This window comes from Clostridium sp. OS1-26 (genome assembly GCF_030915445.1).
Lineage (GTDB): Bacteria > Bacillota > Clostridia > Clostridiales > Clostridiaceae > Clostridium_AM.
This window is the reverse complement of record NZ_CP133264.1, coordinates 4,380,479-4,399,949: the sequence shown is the minus strand read 5'-3', so window position 1 is coordinate 4,399,949 and position 19,471 is coordinate 4,380,479. Positions and strand designations below refer to the sequence as shown.

Here is a 19,471-nt window from a genome sequence, read left to right as displayed (position 1 = left end):
AATTGTTGTATTGTTTTAGTGTTCTATATGAATAGTACACTAAAACAATATGTATGTCAATAGATTTATATATTATTTTCAAATTATATATAAATAAAAAGGTTTTAGGATCTACCCAAAACCTTTTTATTAATTTAAATTTTAAATTTTTTAACTAATACATTTAAATCACTAGAAAAACCTTCTAAAATATCTGATGCTGCAACTATCTCTTCAAGTCCTGCGGATTGCTCTTCTGTAGATGCACTAACCTCTTCCGTAGTAGCTGCTATTTCTTGAGATACAGATGAAACTTCCTGTATTTTTGATATAACTAAATCTTTATGATTATTTATTTCATTTAATGATTTATCTACAATTTTAATGCTATCCTCTAATGTTATAATAGATTCAGCAATATGATCAAATGCCTTTTCAGTAACATTAACACTTTCTCCAGTAGCCTTATCTAGTGACATCGAATATTCAACCTTTAATAAAAGATCTGAAATACTCGTCTTTATTTCATTAGTTACTTTATTTATCTGAAGTGCAGATTCAGCTGATTGCTCTGCAAGTTTTCTAACTTCACCAGCTACTACAGCAAATCCCTTTCCAAACTCCCCAGCTCTTGCAGCCTCTATGCTTGCATTTAATGCTAAAAGGTTAGTTTGCTCCGTTATGGCAGTGATTGTTTCAGTGATAGTACTTATCTCATTAGATTTTTCAGCTAGATTTTTAATTTTCTCTGAAACTTCCCTACTAGACTTCGAGGTTAAAACAAACTTATCACTTAAGTCTTTAATTATCTTCGTTCCATTTTCAGTAGATTTTTTAACTCCCTTTGATATTTCTACCATATTTTGTGCTCTAACAATAGATTCTTCTACTTCACTTTCAAGTTGAACAATCAAATTTTGACTTTCTTCCATAGCTTCTGCTTGTTTTCCAGCACCGCTAGCTATTTCCTGAACTACTTTAGCTATTTCTTCTCCAGCAGCATTAGACTGTTCAGTTATGGTTTTTAATGTACCTGAAGATGATTTTATATCATCTGATGCTTTATGTATGCTGCTTAATATTAACACCATTTCATCTTTTACGGTATTAATTCCTTTAGTAATTTTATCTATTTCATAGATAGCTATATTATTATTTATATTCTCTGTAAAGTCTCCATCTTTCATCTTTTCTAGTGTCTTCTCTAAGCTAACTACAGGCTTCGATATCAATCCAGCTATTAAATTACCTATGAATAGTGCAGCTATTAAAGATGCTAACGAAATTAATAATATCATATTTCTTGCGCTGTTAACTCTACTTGTAAGCTCCATTTTTGGTATAAATGCAGCAGCTATCCATCCAGTTGAATTATCTTTAGTTGTACATATAAGATAACTTGTCCCATTTATAGTATCTTCATACATGTCCTCTTTATTTGATATAACCTTTGGTATCCAATTTAATTCCTTAGAAGTCTTATTCAAAATGCTCTTATCTTTGCTTCCTATAATTGTTCCATTCTTATCAAATAGAACAATATAACCTTTTTCTCCTACTTTCTTTTCCTGTACCATTTTTGAAATATCATCAAGTTTTATGTCTATTGCTGATACTCCTGCCATTTCCCCACTTGAAGAGTCTTTTACCGTCTTAGCAAAGGTCACCATAAAGGTACCCTTCTTTAAGCTATCTTCATAAGGATCTGTAAGTATAACTTGTCCTTGTTTATTAATAGCATCCTTATACCATGGCCTCTGTCTTGGATCAAACCCAGCAGGGATGTCCTGTTTTGGCATTACCATGAAAACTCCATTAACAGTTCCTATATATGCATTACATATACTTTTGTGAGATTGAACAATTCCATCTAAAGTAACTGAAAGCTTCTGAGCACTCTGAGGATCTCTTATTATAGATTGTGCATCTGGATTTGCAGCAAGCATCTCCACCATTTCCATATTACCCTTAGTTTCCTTGTCTATGACACTGATTATTTCTGACAAATTACTTTTAAGTAAAACATGTAAATCCTCTTTAAAGGTTTTCGTTTGCGAAGTATAACTAAATATTCCGACAATCAAAAGTGGTATAACTGCAGAAGCACACAGTAAACCTACAATGACGCCCTTAATACTTCTTTTTTTGCCATTGTTGCTCTCTCCTTTTTCCGAATGTAATAATGAATTTAATTTTTTATATAATTTCATTTGTAAGATAATTATAACACAGGCTTATATATTATGGCACAATTATAAATTAATTTTATCGCCTTTTTCTCATGTTTATCCAATTAAAACTGAGCACTCTGTTTATCATAATTCTTTTCCTTAACTTTTCAGAATTTTTTATATTAAAAATTTGTATTAAATTTATTTTAAGTGTTAAACTTTAGGTGAGAATATAGTTTTCAACAAGTTCTTCATTTGTAATAAATTTAATTTATCAGGAGGGTTTATAATGGGTAAAATATTAGGACATTTTATTATGCCTCATCCACCTATATTAGTATCTGAAGTTGGTAAAGGAGAAGAGTTAGATGCATCTTCAACTATAGATGCATGCTTTAATGTTGCAAAGGAAATAAGCAAATTAGAACCTGAAACGATAATAATTATAACTCCCCATGGTCCTATGTTCAGAGATGCCATAGCATTAACAGATAGCAACCACATTTCCGGTGATTTCGGAAATTTTAATGCACCAGATGTAGAATTCGATATAACAATAGATCTAAATTTAACTGAAAATATAAAAAATTATGCTCATGGAATGGGTGTACCTACAATTGCTATAAATGAGGATATTGCAGGAAGATACAATATCAGCCATGAACTTGACCATGGAGCAATGGTACCCCTATATTTTGTAAATAAAGAATATAGCAATTATAAATTAGTTCATATTACTTATGGCCTTCTATCAGAAACTGATTTGTATAAATTTGGCATATCAATAAAGCAGGCTGTTGAACTATCTAACACTAATGTTGTGGTAATAGCCTCTGGTGACTTATCCCATAAACTCAATGATAAAGCTCCTTATGGTTATAGTCCAGATGGAAAAGTCTTTGATGAAAAAATATTAGAACTTCTTAAATCTGGAGATGTAATGGGAGTATTTTATATGGATAAAGATATGATTGAATCCGCTGGAGAATGCGGTTTAAGATCTTTTGATATTTTACTTGGTACCATGGAAGGAAGAAAGATCAGTGGTGAAATACTGTCTTATGAAGGTCCTTTTGGCATAGGCTATGGAGTTATGAGGTTTAATACAGATGAGGTAGAGGATAAAAATTACTTAGAAAAAATTATAGATAAAAGAAAAAACTCTATGAAAAAAATAAGAGACAATGAAGATAAATATGTTAAACTTGCACGGGAAACGCTTGAGCATCACGTTAAAACCGGTGAAACAATAGATATGCCAGGTTATGTAACAGAGGATATGTTAAATGAACAGAGAGGTGTGTTTGTCTCACTAAAAAAAGATGGTGAACTTAGAGGCTGCATAGGAACTATTTTCCCAGCTTATGAAAATACTGCTGAGGAAATAATCAGAAATGCAATAGAAGCTGGCGAAAGAGACCCTAGGTTTTCACCAGTAGAAGAAGAAGAGCTGGATGATATAATCTATTCAGTAGATGTATTAATGCCTCCTGAAGAAGCTTCCCGTGAGACTCTAGATCCTAAAAAATATGGTGTTATTGTTCGAAGTGGAAGAAAAACAGGACTTTTATTACCTGATTTAAGCGGTGTAGATACTGTTGATGAACAAATAGACATAACTTTTAAAAAAGCAGGTATAAATCCATTGGAAAACTACAGCATTGAACGTTTTGAGGTTATAAGACATAAATAAGATGCATAACAAATGTCACCTTGAAATAACTACTCTTTTAATAGAAGGCTATAACGATTCGGAAGACGAAGTTAGCAAATTATGCAAATGGATAGCAGATTTAAATCCTAACATTCCTCTTCATTTATCAAGATATTTTCCTTCATATAAATTCGAAGCTCCAGCCACTTCTTTAGAAAGAATGAATCTATGCAGAGATATAGCAAAACAGTACCTTAATTACGTATACATAGGAAATGTTCAGGAGGCTGATAAAAATACTTATTGTCCTAAATGTGGTAAACTTTTAATTAGACGTACTTTGTTTGATACAGAGGTGTTGTTAAACGCTAAAAATTGCCCTGTATGCGGGTACGATATTAACATAACTCTTTAAAGTAGCTGTTTAAATACTTTAAAAGATTGTTTAAAAACCCTATGCGCGGCATAGGGTTTTATTATATTCTCATTTAATTATGCGGTAACGTAAGAAACCTTGTTCATCCATCTTTATTTTAAAAATATTACTTTAGCATTAGTGCATCTATCGCTACCTTGGCAACTCTACATTTTTCTTCACCAACTTTTTTTTGTAGAATTTCAAAAAAATCATTGAATCCATCTAGCATAATTGGTATCATCATTTTCTTACCATTTCCATTTAAAATCAATCTATTACCGTTTCTTTTATATTGTACACTGTCTATTAAAGTAAATTTCATATGCTTTTTCCCTAAAAGTCCACAGCTAATTACACTATCTTGGGTAACAATTTTCTTTGAAACCCCTAAGTATATAAATAAAACTATGAATGGAATAATAAAAACCCCTCCAAATACTAGTATCGCATCTCTTGCTTCACTATCCATATCTATTAATATAGCTAAAACCATGGAAAGTAACATCATAATAAATAATATAATCGATAAAATAATTATTATTTTTGATTCTTTTAGTACTAAATTGCCACTTTCATCTATTTTAGCTTTTCTCTTCATTGCACTTTTTGTACATTTATCTATACAAAATTTTGTTAATACCTGTTGTAAATCTGTCATAAAAAAGCATTCTCCTTCTTAATTTTTAAGCATGTAACTTATCAATTTACAAGACAAAGTGTCATTCCTATTATTCGGTTTTTATTTAGTTTTAAATTGTTTGCTTAATTCTGTTACATTACCTGCTAATTTATTACACTCTTCTACATCGCTTTGGCTATAGAAATTGATTACACCACCTGAAATAACATATTGGCCTTCTTTTGATTGTAAAAATTCCAGATATTTATCCATTGCTGCTACAAGAGATTTTGCTGAATTTAATTCTTTCATATCCTTATCATAATTTTCTTTTCTTAGAGCGTTGTAATCATTTATTAATTTTTTTTCAAATTCAGTATCTATTCCCTTATACTGTCCTAGTTTCTTATCAATATTAGTTTTATTCTCTTTTACACCTGTTTCATATTTAGCAAGTGAACTGTTTAAACTGCTTATTTTTTTTCTTGATTGCTCTATCGCAGCTGGACTTCCTATAAATTCATTGGTACTCATGCTATTTTTAAACATATTTGAATCTAATTCTTTTTTAAGGTTCTTATCTAATGAAATAATTTTATCAACATCCTCATTTGCAATGTTTACTAATGGAGCAAGCTTTCCATAGTCCTTTTTTTCTGCAGGATTTGTTTTAACAGCAGTGTTATCTATTAACTTTTGAGATATTGACATTATATATTTTTGAGCTGCTTCTTCTTTCTGATCTTCTATTATTTTAAATCCATATATACTCATTGCAATTATAACAAGGATACCAGCAATAGTTGTTAATCTTGTCCTTCTTTTGCTTCTTTTATTGCTTGGTTCTATTTCTGTGTTTGCTAAATTATTATTAAAATCTTGATTCATTTTATAGCCCTCTCTTTTAATCCTTTTTCTTTTCCAAATCACTTGATGTTGCAGATATTTCTTCTGCTGTTTCCATATTAGAATTAATTAAATTATTAGCATCTATATTTGAAGTATTTTCTTCAATACCAGAAGATTTCTTTTTAAATTTGCTGATTATTTTCTTAAAAAGTCCACCTATGCCTAATATAACTACTATCCATATCTTCTTAAATATGAGCAATAGTTTAGCAAGCAACCCTGTCTTTGCTGCCGCTGCTCCAGCACCACCTGCAATTAGTGCTGTCAGACCCAATTCAGAAACTTTATCTCCCTTTATATAGTCCGTATATTTTTTACCCTCTTTATAAGAGTATTTGCTAATTATAGTATCTAATTGAGGTTTTACCTTTTCCATTTCATCTTTACCTGCAACTAAAGTAACTTCAGTTACTCCACCACGTCCAAGAATTCTTACATTATAATTTACTATTTTTTCACCTTCACTGTTACTCAAAACTGACCAAACTAAATTATGACTCTTATCATCATAGTGTGGTTTTTCATCCCACCCAATTATATCTAGCGTAGGAGTACCTTTTTGTTTTCTTTTCTCATTGTCTTTTTCTGTTCCTTTTTTTATCTCTTCTAATAATTTATCTGCATTTATTTTTTTAGCATCATTGTCCCTTACATATCCTATTGGATCAAATTCAAATAAAACAAACCAGTTTTGTTTAGTATCTTTTGAAAAAACTATTCCTTGTTCTCTTCCTGTAACGGAATTATCCATTTGTTTCATCAATTTTTTTGCATCTTCTCCATTTGCAAAAACATATTCATCAGGCAAATCTAGCTTTGCTAAATCGCTTCCAACATCCACAGTCTTAGGTCCTTCTATCCATTTTATATCTGGTTTAGCAGTATTATTTGCATATACATGATGTGTATTAAATACAATTGAAATTAATATTAATAATAAGTACGATAATTTTTTATACATAAAGCGTCCCCCCGTTATTAATAATTTAAAGTTCTTTCTTACTTCAATCCATCAAAGAAATCAACTTCTGACAGATCATTTTTAAAGGCAAAATATTTTTTAAACTATATATAAGTATTTTTCCCTTTTTATTATAGGTAAAAGCACTTACGGAATATGGAACCATTGGTATTTGCTTTTTTATGCTGACTTCTATATCCCCCCCTTTTTTGCACAATAAACAAACCTCTATTTTCATAAAATCCTTATGAATATAGGGGCATTTATATAACTAATTCTATAGATTAGATATTTAAATTATGCACACACCTTTGGCCTTTGATATATTTAATATTTTTTTAAATTTAATTAAATTCTGCCTTGGGTTCCATTTTATCACATATTTTATACATTTTCAACAATATTGTATAAAATACACTCATATTGATTAATATGTAACCCATGTCGTGCACAACATGCCAACAGCGATAAGCATTAAAATAACCATTGGTATAAGCCTATACTTCCATCTTTTTTTGTAAATCTTCATAAAATATTATTATTTCATCGCTAACTCTCCTAACAAACCATTTGCCTCTTTTTGACAAAATTATATCATATTTTTTTCAGTTTTATTTTTTTCCTTACTCAATAGTGTAATTTTGATACCGAATAGCAACTTTTGATATAAATTTGCAAAAAAATACAAAAAAGCTTACCAGCAACTTCTCTTGTTTCTTCTCTGTCTTTTGGTCTTTCTTTGGTTCATCATCAAACTTTAAAATTATTCCTATAAGCTCATCATATGTCATGTTAGCATTTTGAAAGGATTTGCTTTTTTTCTTATTATATTGTTCTGATAGAAACTAATTAATTTTTAATATAATAAAAGTCATGCAAATACCAATAATTCACAAAAATCATGGTATTTATATGGTTATGTTATTTTAAATATTCATTGAATCAACTTTACGCAAAGCAGCTTCTTCAATGTTATCACAAATTTTATCAATATTATCTATTAGATGCTTTTTATAAAATTCTTTTTGCTCATTTTTTATTTTTTCTGCTTCATCAGCATTAAGTAATTCAGGATTATTTCTATGAAATTGTTCTATTTTTTCACTCATTAATCCCATATTAAATTCTTCATATATAATATTATAAATTCCAACCTCCGATTTAATTTGTATATCTCTATTACATATTTTAAACTTTACCGGCTCCTTAATTTCCCAAAAATTCTCTTTATAAATCATTTTTCCGTATACTTCATTATTAAATGTTTTTTTGCCATTGTACATATCTCCTTTTACTAAATTTTCTTCATGAATAGTTTACCCAAACTCTTTTTGTTTGCCTTTTAATAACTTATTTATATATTCAATTTTTTCATCTTCTGATAATATATCACTATTAGCATATCTATTAGCTGTTTCAATAATACTTTTCGCCATCTCTTAAGACCTTTGCAAACCGCTGGCAATTCCCATTACATTTTTACTATACATCTTACTATAATCTCCACTATGTTCAACAATCGTTCTAGCAATTTCCTTATTAGTATTTGGATGAGTTATTGATCTTTTAGATGAAACTTCTACATCTACTGTAAATACAACAAAATGATCAAAATCTACTTGCCCACCTTTATATGGAACACAAGTCGCATTATGTGCGTTCATTAATGTTTCTACACTCTTATAAAAAGGCTTATTATCAGTATTTGTGAATACAAAATTAGAATTGCCTCTTTCTCTTGTCCAATAACCATACGTTGCTTCTTCACCCGGTGCTTTCTTTGTACATATTGCGATATCTTCCAGAGAGTCATACAATAAATTATTTAAAAATACATATCTACTAGGGTCATAATACCTAACTGGATTATTTACGCAATAAGCATAAAGATTTAATCCATCACCTCTATAAATACCCTCTTGTGTAAACCTGCCAATAACAGAATTATAGAATCTAGCTCTTAAATAATACTACTTAGTTATACCATCAACTGCTGACCAGCATAAGTTATTCTACTATGGACTTCTTCTCTACTATCTAGCACATTTCCAAAAGCATCGTAAGAATATTCATTCTAAATGAAGTAACAGTACCTACTCATAAATAAAAAGCACTTCTTACTAAAATATTAAATTTAAAAATCTAGTAGAAAGCACCAATTGCTCACTACTAGATTTATTATTTAATATTTGTAACTTTGTACTGCAAATCTTTGATGCTTATAGTTATATTATCTTATGTTGTTTCATAAAATTATACCATCTTTCACTACTTCCAAGTTCTAGATACTTCTCTCCAATTACATATTGATTAAAAAAATCTTCAAATTTGTTATATTGCTTTATAAGACATTTCTCACCCAATTCACTAGTTACACAATATACATTTCCATTTTCTTTATTAATTAATATTGGATATGGCTCTACTTGTCCTATACATATATATTGATTCTTATTGGGAACTCCATACATAATAATATCGTTCTGATGTTCTTTGAATTTTTTGTCATCTACCCAAAATAAAACATCACCAAATCTTATATATTCATACTGACTTTTTATCCATAAAAATTCTTCTATGCTTTCTATTGATTTAACAACTTTTGTACATTCATTATCATTCTTTTTTTCTACTAGTGCTAATACAATATATGAAATATCCTTATCCAAAATTTCTTGTATCATTTCAAGTTTTTTAATTATTTCTTGATTCATATTTATCACCTTTCTACATTTATTTTTACTCTTCCATTTTTAGGTACACTTCTCATTTGTGCTCCTAAGTTTATAACAATTTTTCTATTAGTATATATATCAGCCATTTTTAAATTTCCCCATTTATCAGGGCCGTTTAATTGCAACTCCCAAACATGATCAGGATACATATTATCTAATTCTTTGATTAGTTTTTTTAACTCTTTAGAATTATCTTTATATTTTTCTACTAAGGCATCTCTCATATATTGCTTATACTCCATTGTAACATTTGGATTACGCTAGGCTCTGATTTGCTAATCAAATAAAATATTCTATTATTATATTATGTTGTTTCATAAAGTCATACCATTCTTCATCTGTGCCTAATTCTAAATACTTTTCACCTAATACAAATTCATCCATAAATTGTTCAAAAGTTCCATATTCCTTCATTTCACACTCTAGCCCTGGTTCACTTATAACACAACTTACATTTCTTGTTCTCTTATTAATTAACAAAGGGTATGGTTGTACTTCTCCAATACAAATCCACTCATCTGGATTATGAACCCCATAAAATAATTTATTAAATTGCTTTTCATCAAACAACTCTTCTTCCGTCCAAAATTCAACATCCCCAAATCTTATATCACTATATTGATATATAATAGCTAAATTTTCATCAATTTTACCAATCTCATTAATTAGGCTATCATCCTCTTCCTTCTTTTCTAACGATAATAATACTAAAAGTGAAATATCTGTATCCAATACTTCTTGTAATTTGTTTAATTTTATTTGAATATTATCTTTCATTTCTATCACCTTTCAATAATAATTTTAATTCTTGTTCCTTCTGCAATATCTTGCATTTGCACCTCTAAATTTTGACCTATTCTTCTATTTGTAAATCCATCTATCATTTCTAAATTTTCGAATTCGTCGAGTCCGTCAAACTGTTGTTTAGTATAACTTATCCTATTATGGACTTCCTCTTTACTGTCCAAAATATTTCCAAAAGCATCATAATAATATTCATTTCGAACACTTTGATTTTGATCAGTAATAAATATAGTACTGCCTTGCTCATCAACAGTATAGTAGTGTCTATTTAAGTTAGATTCTAAACCATCACCTAATTCTACAATATCAGCAGCAACAACCTCATAACCCCTAGTAAATCTAGAAATTACATTATAATCTTTATCTGTTTCAACTAAAGCATTATCCTTATGGAATATAAATTTAATTAACTTTTCATTTTCTTCAATTTCTGCTCTTAATCCTTCTGTGTCATATCTATTAACTAAAGTATTTCCATCTTTAGTTATAGCTTTTACTTGTTGATTTAGAGCATTGTACTCAAAAATATTATATATTCACATATGTATAATTTTATCTTTATATTAGTTAAATTCTTTATTATAAAAAGTCACTTGAAATTAATCATAGTGGCTGTAAATAATAAGATATATAAATATGGTTTATTTATTATCTTTCAATTTTTAATAATTTTCCTAATTCCCCAAGTGACTTGATTTTTTCTTCTACTGTATCTAGCTGAATATTTTCTGCTAATACAAATGGCACATTCTTATATCCTTTTAATATTTCAAAAGCCCTATTAGTTATATCAAAAGTTTCTTCAATTGTTCTTAAATCCCTAGCCCCATTTTTAGGAGGTTCAATTAGTATTAATCTTCCCAACTCATGCTCATATTCATCATCATCTTCTTCCCAATCAATATTTTTGCCCCATCATTTATCCATTCAATAAAGCTTTCATCAACTAAAGTTGAGTATTTAGGATTTAATGCTCCGGACTCTACTTGCAAAACTACTAAAGCACTTTCATCAGCAGGCATTAAAATAAACTTTCCTCCTCCATTGCTTGCAATAGCTACATATCCATTTGCATATTTACTAACTTGATATTCTGTATTCATTTCTACAAGAAGATCTGTATCAAAAATTTCTATTCCATTGTCTACTGATAACCCATTAGACATCAGTAATAAAGTTTTATATACTTTGGGTAATTTATATTCTAATACAATTTCTACTTTTTCAATCTCATCTATTCTTGCTGGTTTATTCAATACATATTTTGAATTATTTAATTTAATCATTTTTTAAATCCTCCTATACTATCAAAATATCTATAAGCTTCTCTTATGGCTTTTTTAGCATCTTTAGGCTTTACACCTGCTTTTATCAGTTCTTTATATCCCATACTAAATTCATGTACAATATTTGTATTAAATCAGCCAATACTCCTTCTTTCGTTTTGTAATACTGAAATTTTAGAATGTATTTCTCCTTTCCCAGCTCTTAATAATATTGTTGGTGCTTTAAGACTACTATATTTTTCCCCTGTTGCCTTTTTCCATTGCCTTGCCCACTCATCTTGTATTGGATGAGGTACTTCTATTTAAACCATCTTCTTTTGTGTGTTTATATCCTTTGCTCATAGTTACCTTATATGGTATTCCATATTTTATCGGTTGTCCATCTGTTCCAAACTTAATACTGCCTTTGCCATTGCGTTTAACTGGTTAAAATCGCTATTTTTTCACGTAAGAAAAACAGATGAAGAATTTATTTTCATCTGCTTTCTATTTTTTACTCAATTTATATCTATGAATTATACTCTCACTTGCACAGATGGACATTTCTAAAATTAAATAATCCAAGTTGTTACTATTCATAATAAGTATAATATTTCACTTTACCTTATTACCAACTAATATATTTCAATTTGCCTTTTTTGCTCTTCTGTTAATATAGCTCCATTGAAATTACATCCTTCAAATCTTACCTCTTTAAACTTTGCATTGGTAAAATCTGCACCTTGAAAATCACAATCTGTAAACTCACATTCCTGTAAATCTGCATTTTTAAAACTAACATTCTGAAAACTACATTCTGAAAATTCATTTCCACATAAAATAGAATCATCCAAACTTGAATTGTTTAATTCACATTCACATATCTCCATATGTTGAATTTTTATCTTTTTCATTTTGCAATCCAATAATTTTGATTGTTCTAAAGAAGAATTTTCAATACAACACTCCTCAAAGTTACATTCTATAAAATTAGCCAAATCTAACCCACATTCTTCAATAGATGCCTTATTAAATATTACTTTCTCAAATTTAGCGCCTGTAAATTCTACATTTTCTAAAACTGTAAAGCTAAAATCACATTCTAAAAACTTTGAATATCTAAAAGACATCCCACCATTGCAAACAGCTTTTCTAAAACTACACTTTTCAAATATAGCCTTACTTTCACTTTGATCATTTATTCCTAGTTTACATTGTTCAAATTTAACATTATTTATAATGCTATCTCTCCACCTAACCCAATTTAAAGAACTTTTACTTAAATCCATATTTACTAATTTACATTCCTCAAATCGTAGCTCTGTTAGACTGCATTCTTTCCATTCATTCTGTTCCAAAATACTTTTTAAGAATTCCATATTATTAATTTCTTCTTTATTTTTCATTACATTACATATTTTTTTATTTTCTATACTTCTTTCTTCACTATTAATCAACAATTCATTAAATTCTTCTAACTGAAGTATTTCCATTATATTTTCCCTCCTAATTCCTACCTTATGCTTGTTCCTTTACCTCCACAACTACCCAACTTACCATCAAAATACTCTCCATATCTTTCTTGTTTATTATTTCTGAATGTGCTCCAATTAACCTCATTGCTCCAATGATTAGCATACAGATCTATTCCGTTTTTATTTATAGTTCTTAAATTTTCTGTTAAATTGTGTACTTCTTGTCTAGATTTTCTCATATACATTCTTTCTATTTGATCAGGTGTATATTCCCCACTAGCTTCTAATGAATTTTTATATTCATTCATTTGGAGTTAAATATCTTTAACTTTTTTGCTTACCTCTTTTGAATACAATCTATGATATCCATGATGATGAGTATCATCACTAGTATATCTTTCCATAGTACTTTGTGAGACATCACTATCATTTAATAAATTATATAGATTTACTTCATCAGTATCTTTATTTACATCCCATATACCATTTTGATGATGATCTACCTTAAAGCCTATATTTTGTAAAAACTTTGACTTATCAAAAACATCTTGTGGAATTAAATGTTGTGCTTGATGTGATCCCTTTTTGTCTTTGAATCTCTAATTTTTGATTCATCAACTCCCCTATGCTAAATTATCAGATGATGATTCACCTGTTGGTAATGGTAATTTATTATTTTGAAAAATAAATTTAATTAAAAGGTCTGACTCCAATTAAATATAGAAATTAGACCTTAGTTTTATAATTTTTATTTTTCATCTGCCTACTTAATAAAGTGCAATTTAAAGTAAATCTAGTTTGATAACTTTTTTATTTCATCTATTAAATCTAATAGTTCTTTATTGTTAGGTAACAATTTTATTGCCTTATTAAGACTTTCTATTGCTTTATTATAATCACCATTTTCCTTATAAGCTAACCCTAACCTATAATATACTCCTTTGGATTCTGGCTTTAATTCAATAAATTTTAGATAGTCAGAAATTGATTTATCATATTGCTTTAATGAAAAATATACATCTCCTCTATAATCATAAACTGACTCATTTTCGCTGTTTTCAAGTATATTATTATATACTTGTAGTGCCTTATCATATTGTTTTAATTCACAATAACATTCACCTTGTGCTAACCTTAACCATTCTTCATCAGAATTTAATTCAATTGCTAAATTTATATATGCTAGTGCGTTTTTATATTTATTTTGTTCATAATAATAATCTGCTAATCCTACATTTGCTTTTAAATTATTAGAATTAATATTTAATACATCTTTATAATATTTCTCTTGTTTTTTACTATTACCTAATTCAGCATATATTTCTGCCATTCTCACATATGCGTCCTCATTTTCAGGCTCTAATTCTACTATTTTTTCATAATATTCAATTACTTCTTCTCTTTCACTAAATATCTCATATCCTAATTCAGCTCTTTTAAAATATAGAATAACATTGTTAGGATCTAACTCTATAGCCTCATCATAATCATCTATTGCGTTTTCATATAAATCTGCTACCTCTTCCATCGATCCTTTACTTGAATTCGCAATCTCTATTGCTAGATTGCAATAGGCTATGCCTCTAAAAAAGTATGCATCTGAGTCTTCTTGTACCTTTATTGCTTCACTTAAACTTTCAATTGCCTCCCTATAATGACCCATCTCATTATGTATTTCCCCTAGCAACCTGCAAAACTCTAAAGTTTTCCCTTTTAATATTATAGCTTTCTTACACATTTCTAGAGCTTTTTCTTCTTCATTTAAAAGATTAAACTCTATTTCTGCAATACGATAATAATATTGTGGATTTTCTTTAATACTTAATGCCCTTCTTAAATATTCAATTGCATTTTTTTTAATTTCTTTAGCATTTGGTACCTCATCTAGATAATAAATTTTCCAATTGTACCATTCACACGCTCTTTCATAATATGCGTAATCATCTTTTGAGTCTATCTTTATTATTTCATCATAATCATTCATTGCTAACTCAAATTTATCCACTTTATTATACAAAACAGCTCTATCCAAATATAATTGCTTATTAGTAGGATTTAGATTTATTTTTTCTGTATACTCATTTATTTCATTTAATAATCTATCCATATACTTATCTCCTATATTTAATATTGTCTTAATTAAAACATCATCTTTTAATTAACTCATGCTTTTACCTTTACCATGACACCGAGTAGTTATACCATTTCCATTTTTGGTTTTAATTTTGTTATCTGCTTTTAATTCATATCCACTTAAAGTTTTTCCAGATGCACTTTTAGATTCTAAAATTCCTTCCTTATTATATGTGCAATTATACCTCATATTTCCGGCGTAAGCATTATTCAATGTTCCATCTGGATTGTAGTTGAATCTTTGATTTACAATGTTTAGTTTATATTTATCTGGACTGTTTTGGTAGCTGAAAAAGAAAAGATCCCAGCAGAGAATATATCTCCATTAAGACCTAATTAAAAAATAATTTAATTTCTTTATTCAATCGTGTCTAAAATGCAAGAGGTCGCAAGGGGATGGAGTTGTTGTCATCAACATCTTCCCTATTATGCCTGTTACTCTCTATTTGCCTTACAGATAAGCCATATTCCTTCAGCTTCCACTTTTACTTCTGACTCTTGGCACCCTCTATCAAAAGTTCACCTTAAGTGCTGCCAACAAGCATGTCCCCTCGTCACAAAATATTGATTTGCAACAAGAGAACCGTCCCCATGTCGCACATGTAAGTTGGTTTATTATTTATCTTCTATACATATATATTATTAATTAAAAATGTCCATTTGTATAACCACCATTTAATTTAGAGACATAAGTTCAGAATATATTTTGCTCCCAACTATTAATTATCCTACACTAAGTCTCTTATAATGTTATAATTTATATAGTCATTAACATGCCTTTCAAAATCATCATACTCACTATCTGTATTTGCTAATTCATCATCGATTAATTCCAATTCATTATTTATTTGTTTATTGTTGTTAATTATCATTTGAATATCATCATATGTTTTTTCATTATTTAAAGATGACAGTACTTCTTTTAGAATTTCTGCTGGAAAAAGAATGAATCTTGCATAGTCGTTCTCTTCTGTCTCTTCAGCAATAAAATTAATTTGTAAAAAATAAAACCAATATTCAAGGAACATATAAGATCTATCACATAAAAGTTGCTCAATTTCTGACAAATCTTTATACTCTTTTTGTTCATTTGAAGTTTCAATGAGTTTTTCGCATAAATCGCAATATTTACTCAAATCAATAAATTCATTATTTTTTATTGCTTCACATATTTGATATAAAACCTGTTCTAATATTGTTAATTCTTTAAAATCAACTGTTTTCTGAAATATATCTACTAACTTAACTGTTCTAGACATACCATATATAGCCATATTTCTTTTTTTATTAAAATCTATTTTATCCAACAATTCACATAATTCACTGTATTTTTTATCAACTACATTAATCATTGTTATTTCCTCCCAAAATATCAAATGGATACAATTTTCTAGTTTGTGTACCTGTTTTTGAAACAACTCCTGTTTCATTAATTATGCCATTATTTCTGCACCAGGAAGCTACATTTCCTCCACTGTTGTGGCATTCACGTATGATTTTAATCCATTGGCTCATTCTATGCTATTGAGTTGCTTTTTGAGTATCCATCTAAAACCTCCTTTTAAGGTTTTTCAAGTTAACTTTAAAGACTTTAAAACTTATTTTAGAAGATTATCTCACACTTTTTAAATGCTTTCCATCCACTTTCTTATTAGACGCTTGCTACACATCTCTTCTATCCTTGTTTTACTGACTCCTAAAGGTATTACGAAATCCTCTATCAGTTCCTTGTATATGTTAACTACTAAAAAAATGATGAACCAGCCTACTTAAATTTAATGCAGCTAGTAATTCTAAAATTATGCATTTACTTTTAAATATCATCTTCTTCATCTTCTATTAATTGAGCAAAATATTCAGTATAACTATTCCATTCATTAGGCTTTGATATGAATGATTTATCATTTAATTTTGTAGCTTCTACAGCATCGCACCAAATTATTGAAGGTATATTTTCAGTGTCCATTACAATAATACTTTCAGGTGGTTCTGCTAATACTATATACCTTAATGGTAAATTTATAGTATCTCTTAACCTAATAGTTTCTTCGATTATATTGGTACTACCATTATTATTTGAGAAAGAATAATTACTGATTCCACCTAAATGCCCTCCACTATAAAATGATGCAATTTCACAAAAATCACTTGGCAATTTTATACTAAGTGTCTTTTCAATTTCAGATAATACTGCATTGTTAACACCATCACTTTGTTGTAAGTTTAAATATCTTTCCTTTAATTCTTTAATTCTTTCCATGATACAATTCCTCCATCATTTCTATTTATTCCCTACACGCCACTTCCAGTATTCTCTAGTATCAACTCCAAATTTACTTCTATCTATTGGAAAATTAGGGTTAGGAATGCTTCTTCCATATTGACTGTGCAATATATCCTGACCATACTTACCAACACCATGATACCTAGTACTTGCTTCAGCTAATGCTCCTCTTGAATCTTGCCCTATATGATGCAATGTCGCAAAGTTCCCATCTGATAGTTGTGGTGCAAGACCTCTACTTATTGCAGCTTCCGCATTTGTCTTTCCAATAAAATTCTTATCCCCACTAGTTTTAATCATATCCCAATCTATATCATTCCTTTGATATATTTCATAAGTCTGTTGAGTTCCTTTTGGCCTAGTTGCTGTCCATTCTATCTTGTTTGATGAAAAAATTTTATTACTACTAGCTTTACTTACCCCCTTAGCCTTCATCTTATTATATGCTTCTGTTGCAGAAAGACCTTGATTTCTTAAATCCTTATACTCATCAAATATTCTTTGCTTATTTTCTGGGCAAATTGCATAGCCACTAGGATCATAATAAATAATAGGATTGTTAGCACAATAAGCATATAAATTTAAGCCATCGCCTCTATAAATATCCTCTTGAGTAAACCTACCAATAACAGGATTATAGAATCTAGCCCTTAAATAATACTGACCTGTAATACCATCAAACTGTTGACCTGTATAAGTTATTCTATTATGAACTTTTTCTTTGGAATCAAGAATATTACCAAATGCATCGTAATAATATTCATTTCTAATATTTTGGTGAGTATCAGTTATAAATACTGTACTTCCTTGTTCATCAACAGAATAGAAATATCTATTATATTTAGATTCAAGTTGTGAATTTGAATTTTCATTTTGTCCTAAATCCACATTTTCATCTATAACATCAGCAGAAACAACCTCATATCCCCTAGTAAATCTAGAAACTACATTAAAGTCCTTATCAGTTTCAACTAAAACATTATCCTTATGGAATATAAATTTAGTTAACTTTTCATTTTCTTCAATCTCTGCTCTTAAGCCTTCTGTGTCATATCTACTTACTAAAGTATTTCCATCTTTAGTTATAGCTTTAATTTGTTGATTTAGAGTATTGTATTCAAAGATATTATTTCCAGTTTTTGTTTCTTCTTTTATTGTATTGCCTTGTTTATCATAAGTAAAGTAGTTTATTCCATTTTTATCATGGAATTCTTTTAATTGGTTCTTTACATTATAAATTTAATATTAGTTCCATTAAATATCGGAAATCCTAAAACATCATACTTTATGTTCATATTATAATCTCCTCTTTATTCTTCATATAATATATCCAAAAACTCTTCAAAAGAATTTGCTACAAATTGTAAAGTTTTACGTTGCAATGCTTGTATAGCCTCTTTTTCTGATTTATATTCATCAATATCTATCCCAGATTCTCGCCAATCACCATCAATTATCTCTAATGATACACAATCATCTTGATTTAGAAATACTATTTTAGGACTTTCTCGGTTCTCCCCATAATCAAAACATATATAATTTCCACTTGGATCATCTGCAAAAGGTATTACATCTGGAGGAATTATTCCACACTGCTCATCTGTTTCATCAAAATAGTAATTTAATAACGAACAACTATCACTCTCATCATAACCAAAAAATTTACCAAAAACCCTTTGCATATTTTCAACGTCAAATAAATTTTGAACTGGTCTTGCCCCATGATATTTTATTACACATTCTCTATATTCCTCTGGAAAATTGAATCCTATTTTTTTTTCAGCATTCTCAATCACTGATCGATCTAGTGGCTGTTCATCATAAATCTTCCAATTAATTCTTTCATTCATTTAATCATCTCCATATATATTATTATATTTATCTATTTTCCTTTCCCCCTCCCCACAGTGCTTTTCCACCTGTATGCCTTGATGCTTTATGAATAGGTTCCTTTACTAATTCAATCCTACCTGTCACTTGATTATGATGCCAAATATATTTATCTATTCTTTCCTCTCCAGCTCTGATCTGTTCTGCTAGTGTAACTTATTCATAAGTCTGCAA

The 19,471-nt window shown here is 29.0% G+C and carries 25 protein-coding genes and 3 pseudogenes; 2 read left to right on the top strand and 26 right to left on the bottom strand.

Annotated features, from left to right (window positions below):
- Window positions 1–134: 134 nt before the first annotated feature.
- Window positions 135–2,189: a methyl-accepting chemotaxis protein gene (locus tag RCG18_RS21805; RefSeq protein ID WP_308038104.1), complete on the bottom strand. Its 2,055-nt coding sequence runs from the start codon at window positions 2,187–2,189 to the stop codon at window positions 135–137.
- Window positions 2,190–2,439: 250 nt separating this feature from the next.
- On the opposite strand from RCG18_RS21805, the gene amrA reads away from it, so the two are divergent.
- The gene (amrA, locus tag RCG18_RS21800; protein WP_308038103.1) at window positions 2,440–3,843 is read left to right on the top strand and encodes an AmmeMemoRadiSam system protein A; all 1,404 of its coding nucleotides are present in this window, start codon (window positions 2,440–2,442) and stop codon (window positions 3,841–3,843) included.
- A 1-nt stretch (window position 3,844) separates the two neighbouring features.
- A complete protein-coding gene (locus RCG18_RS21795; protein WP_308038102.1) occupies window positions 3,845–4,219 on the top strand; it encodes a hypothetical protein in 375 nt (124 codons plus the stop codon).
- A gap of 127 nt (window positions 4,220–4,346) precedes the next feature.
- Here RCG18_RS21795 and RCG18_RS21790 read toward each other — a convergent pair whose 3' ends face one another.
- From RCG18_RS21790 to RCG18_RS21675, 25 genes and pseudogenes are all read right to left on the bottom strand, one after another.
- A complete protein-coding gene (locus RCG18_RS21790) occupies window positions 4,347–4,880 on the bottom strand; it encodes a hypothetical protein (RefSeq protein WP_308038101.1) in 534 nt (177 codons plus the stop codon).
- Window positions 4,881–4,961: 81 nt separating this feature from the next.
- A complete protein-coding gene (locus tag RCG18_RS21785) occupies window positions 4,962–5,729 on the bottom strand; it encodes a hypothetical protein (protein ID WP_308038100.1) in 768 nt (255 codons plus the stop codon).
- 16 nt (window positions 5,730–5,745) lie between these two features.
- Window positions 5,746–6,711, bottom strand: a complete 966-nt coding sequence (locus tag RCG18_RS21780) for a DUF2167 domain-containing protein (protein WP_308038099.1) — start codon at window positions 6,709–6,711, stop codon at window positions 5,746–5,748.
- Between the two features lie 623 nt (window positions 6,712–7,334).
- Window positions 7,335–7,502 (bottom strand): hypothetical protein, encoded by a 168-nt coding sequence (locus tag RCG18_RS21775; RefSeq protein WP_308038098.1) that lies wholly within the window; start codon window positions 7,500–7,502, stop codon window positions 7,335–7,337.
- A gap of 135 nt (window positions 7,503–7,637) precedes the next feature.
- Window positions 7,638–7,994 (bottom strand): hypothetical protein, encoded by a 357-nt coding sequence (locus RCG18_RS21770; RefSeq protein WP_308038097.1) that lies wholly within the window; start codon window positions 7,992–7,994, stop codon window positions 7,638–7,640.
- A 156-nt stretch (window positions 7,995–8,150) separates the two neighbouring features.
- Window positions 8,151–8,528 carry a hypothetical protein gene (locus RCG18_RS21765; RefSeq protein WP_308038096.1) on the bottom strand — a complete coding sequence of 126 codons (378 nt, stop codon included), beginning with the start codon at window positions 8,526–8,528 and terminating at the stop codon, window positions 8,151–8,153.
- Window positions 8,529–8,546: 18 nt separating this feature from the next.
- Window positions 8,547–8,785: pseudogene (locus RCG18_RS29165) on the bottom strand (RHS repeat-associated core domain-containing protein); the annotation flags it as partial.
- Between the two features lie 151 nt (window positions 8,786–8,936).
- A complete protein-coding gene (locus RCG18_RS21760; RefSeq protein ID WP_308038095.1) occupies window positions 8,937–9,425 on the bottom strand; it encodes a hypothetical protein in 489 nt (162 codons plus the stop codon).
- Between the two features lie 5 nt (window positions 9,426–9,430).
- A complete protein-coding gene (locus tag RCG18_RS21755; protein ID WP_308038094.1) occupies window positions 9,431–9,670 on the bottom strand; it encodes a hypothetical protein in 240 nt (79 codons plus the stop codon).
- A 55-nt stretch (window positions 9,671–9,725) separates the two neighbouring features.
- Complete coding sequence (locus tag RCG18_RS21750; RefSeq protein ID WP_308038093.1) at window positions 9,726–10,223, bottom strand: hypothetical protein; 498 nt, start codon at window positions 10,221–10,223, stop codon at window positions 9,726–9,728.
- A 5-nt stretch (window positions 10,224–10,228) separates the two neighbouring features.
- Window positions 10,229–10,414 (bottom strand): hypothetical protein, encoded by a 186-nt coding sequence (locus tag RCG18_RS21745; RefSeq protein WP_308038092.1) that lies wholly within the window; start codon window positions 10,412–10,414, stop codon window positions 10,229–10,231.
- Window positions 10,415–10,898: 484 nt separating this feature from the next.
- Complete coding sequence (locus RCG18_RS21740) at window positions 10,899–11,114, bottom strand: hypothetical protein (protein ID WP_308038091.1); 216 nt, start codon at window positions 11,112–11,114, stop codon at window positions 10,899–10,901.
- Window positions 11,102–11,536 carry an SMI1/KNR4 family protein gene (locus RCG18_RS21735; RefSeq protein ID WP_308038090.1) on the bottom strand — a complete coding sequence of 145 codons (435 nt, stop codon included), beginning with the start codon at window positions 11,534–11,536 and terminating at the stop codon, window positions 11,102–11,104. The genes RCG18_RS21740 and RCG18_RS21735 overlap by 13 nt, the downstream gene beginning before the upstream one ends.
- Window positions 11,533–11,838, bottom strand: a pseudogene (locus tag RCG18_RS21730) (hypothetical protein). The gene RCG18_RS21735 and the pseudogene RCG18_RS21730 overlap by 4 nt, the downstream one beginning before the upstream one ends.
- Window positions 11,839–12,150: 312 nt before the next feature.
- A complete protein-coding gene (locus RCG18_RS21725; protein WP_308038089.1) occupies window positions 12,151–13,008 on the bottom strand; it encodes a pentapeptide repeat-containing protein in 858 nt (285 codons plus the stop codon).
- Between the two features lie 20 nt (window positions 13,009–13,028).
- Window positions 13,029–13,298: a hypothetical protein gene (locus RCG18_RS21720; RefSeq protein ID WP_308038088.1), complete on the bottom strand. Its 270-nt coding sequence runs from the start codon at window positions 13,296–13,298 to the stop codon at window positions 13,029–13,031.
- A gap of 6 nt (window positions 13,299–13,304) precedes the next feature.
- Window positions 13,305–13,565 (bottom strand): annotated as a pseudogene (locus RCG18_RS21715) (AHH domain-containing protein); the annotation flags it as partial.
- A gap of 218 nt (window positions 13,566–13,783) precedes the next feature.
- Complete coding sequence (locus RCG18_RS21710) at window positions 13,784–15,097, bottom strand: tetratricopeptide repeat protein (RefSeq protein WP_308038087.1); 1,314 nt, start codon at window positions 15,095–15,097, stop codon at window positions 13,784–13,786.
- Window positions 15,098–15,148: 51 nt separating this feature from the next.
- Complete coding sequence (locus tag RCG18_RS21705; protein WP_308038086.1) at window positions 15,149–15,313, bottom strand: hypothetical protein; 165 nt, start codon at window positions 15,311–15,313, stop codon at window positions 15,149–15,151.
- A 538-nt stretch (window positions 15,314–15,851) separates the two neighbouring features.
- Entirely contained in the window at window positions 15,852–16,475 is a 624-nt protein-coding gene (locus RCG18_RS21700) for a hypothetical protein (protein WP_308038085.1), read from the bottom strand.
- Complete coding sequence (locus tag RCG18_RS21695; RefSeq protein WP_308038084.1) at window positions 16,468–16,638, bottom strand: hypothetical protein; 171 nt, start codon at window positions 16,636–16,638, stop codon at window positions 16,468–16,470. Before RCG18_RS21695 ends, RCG18_RS21700 begins: the two co-directional genes overlap by 8 nt.
- 298 nt (window positions 16,639–16,936) lie before the next feature.
- Window positions 16,937–17,383, bottom strand: coding sequence for an SMI1/KNR4 family protein (locus RCG18_RS21690; RefSeq protein WP_308038083.1), 447 nt, complete (start codon window positions 17,381–17,383; stop codon window positions 16,937–16,939).
- A 21-nt stretch (window positions 17,384–17,404) separates the two neighbouring features.
- Window positions 17,405–18,295, bottom strand: coding sequence for an RHS repeat-associated core domain-containing protein (locus RCG18_RS21685; protein WP_374118954.1), 891 nt, complete (start codon window positions 18,293–18,295; stop codon window positions 17,405–17,407).
- 422 nt (window positions 18,296–18,717) lie between these two features.
- Window positions 18,718–19,257, bottom strand: coding sequence for an SMI1/KNR4 family protein (locus RCG18_RS21680; RefSeq protein ID WP_308038082.1), 540 nt, complete (start codon window positions 19,255–19,257; stop codon window positions 18,718–18,720).
- A gap of 28 nt (window positions 19,258–19,285) precedes the next feature.
- Window positions 19,286–19,435 (bottom strand): HNH endonuclease, encoded by a 150-nt coding sequence (locus tag RCG18_RS21675; protein WP_308042076.1) that lies wholly within the window; start codon window positions 19,433–19,435, stop codon window positions 19,286–19,288.
- Between the last annotated feature and the right edge of the window lie 36 nt (window positions 19,436–19,471).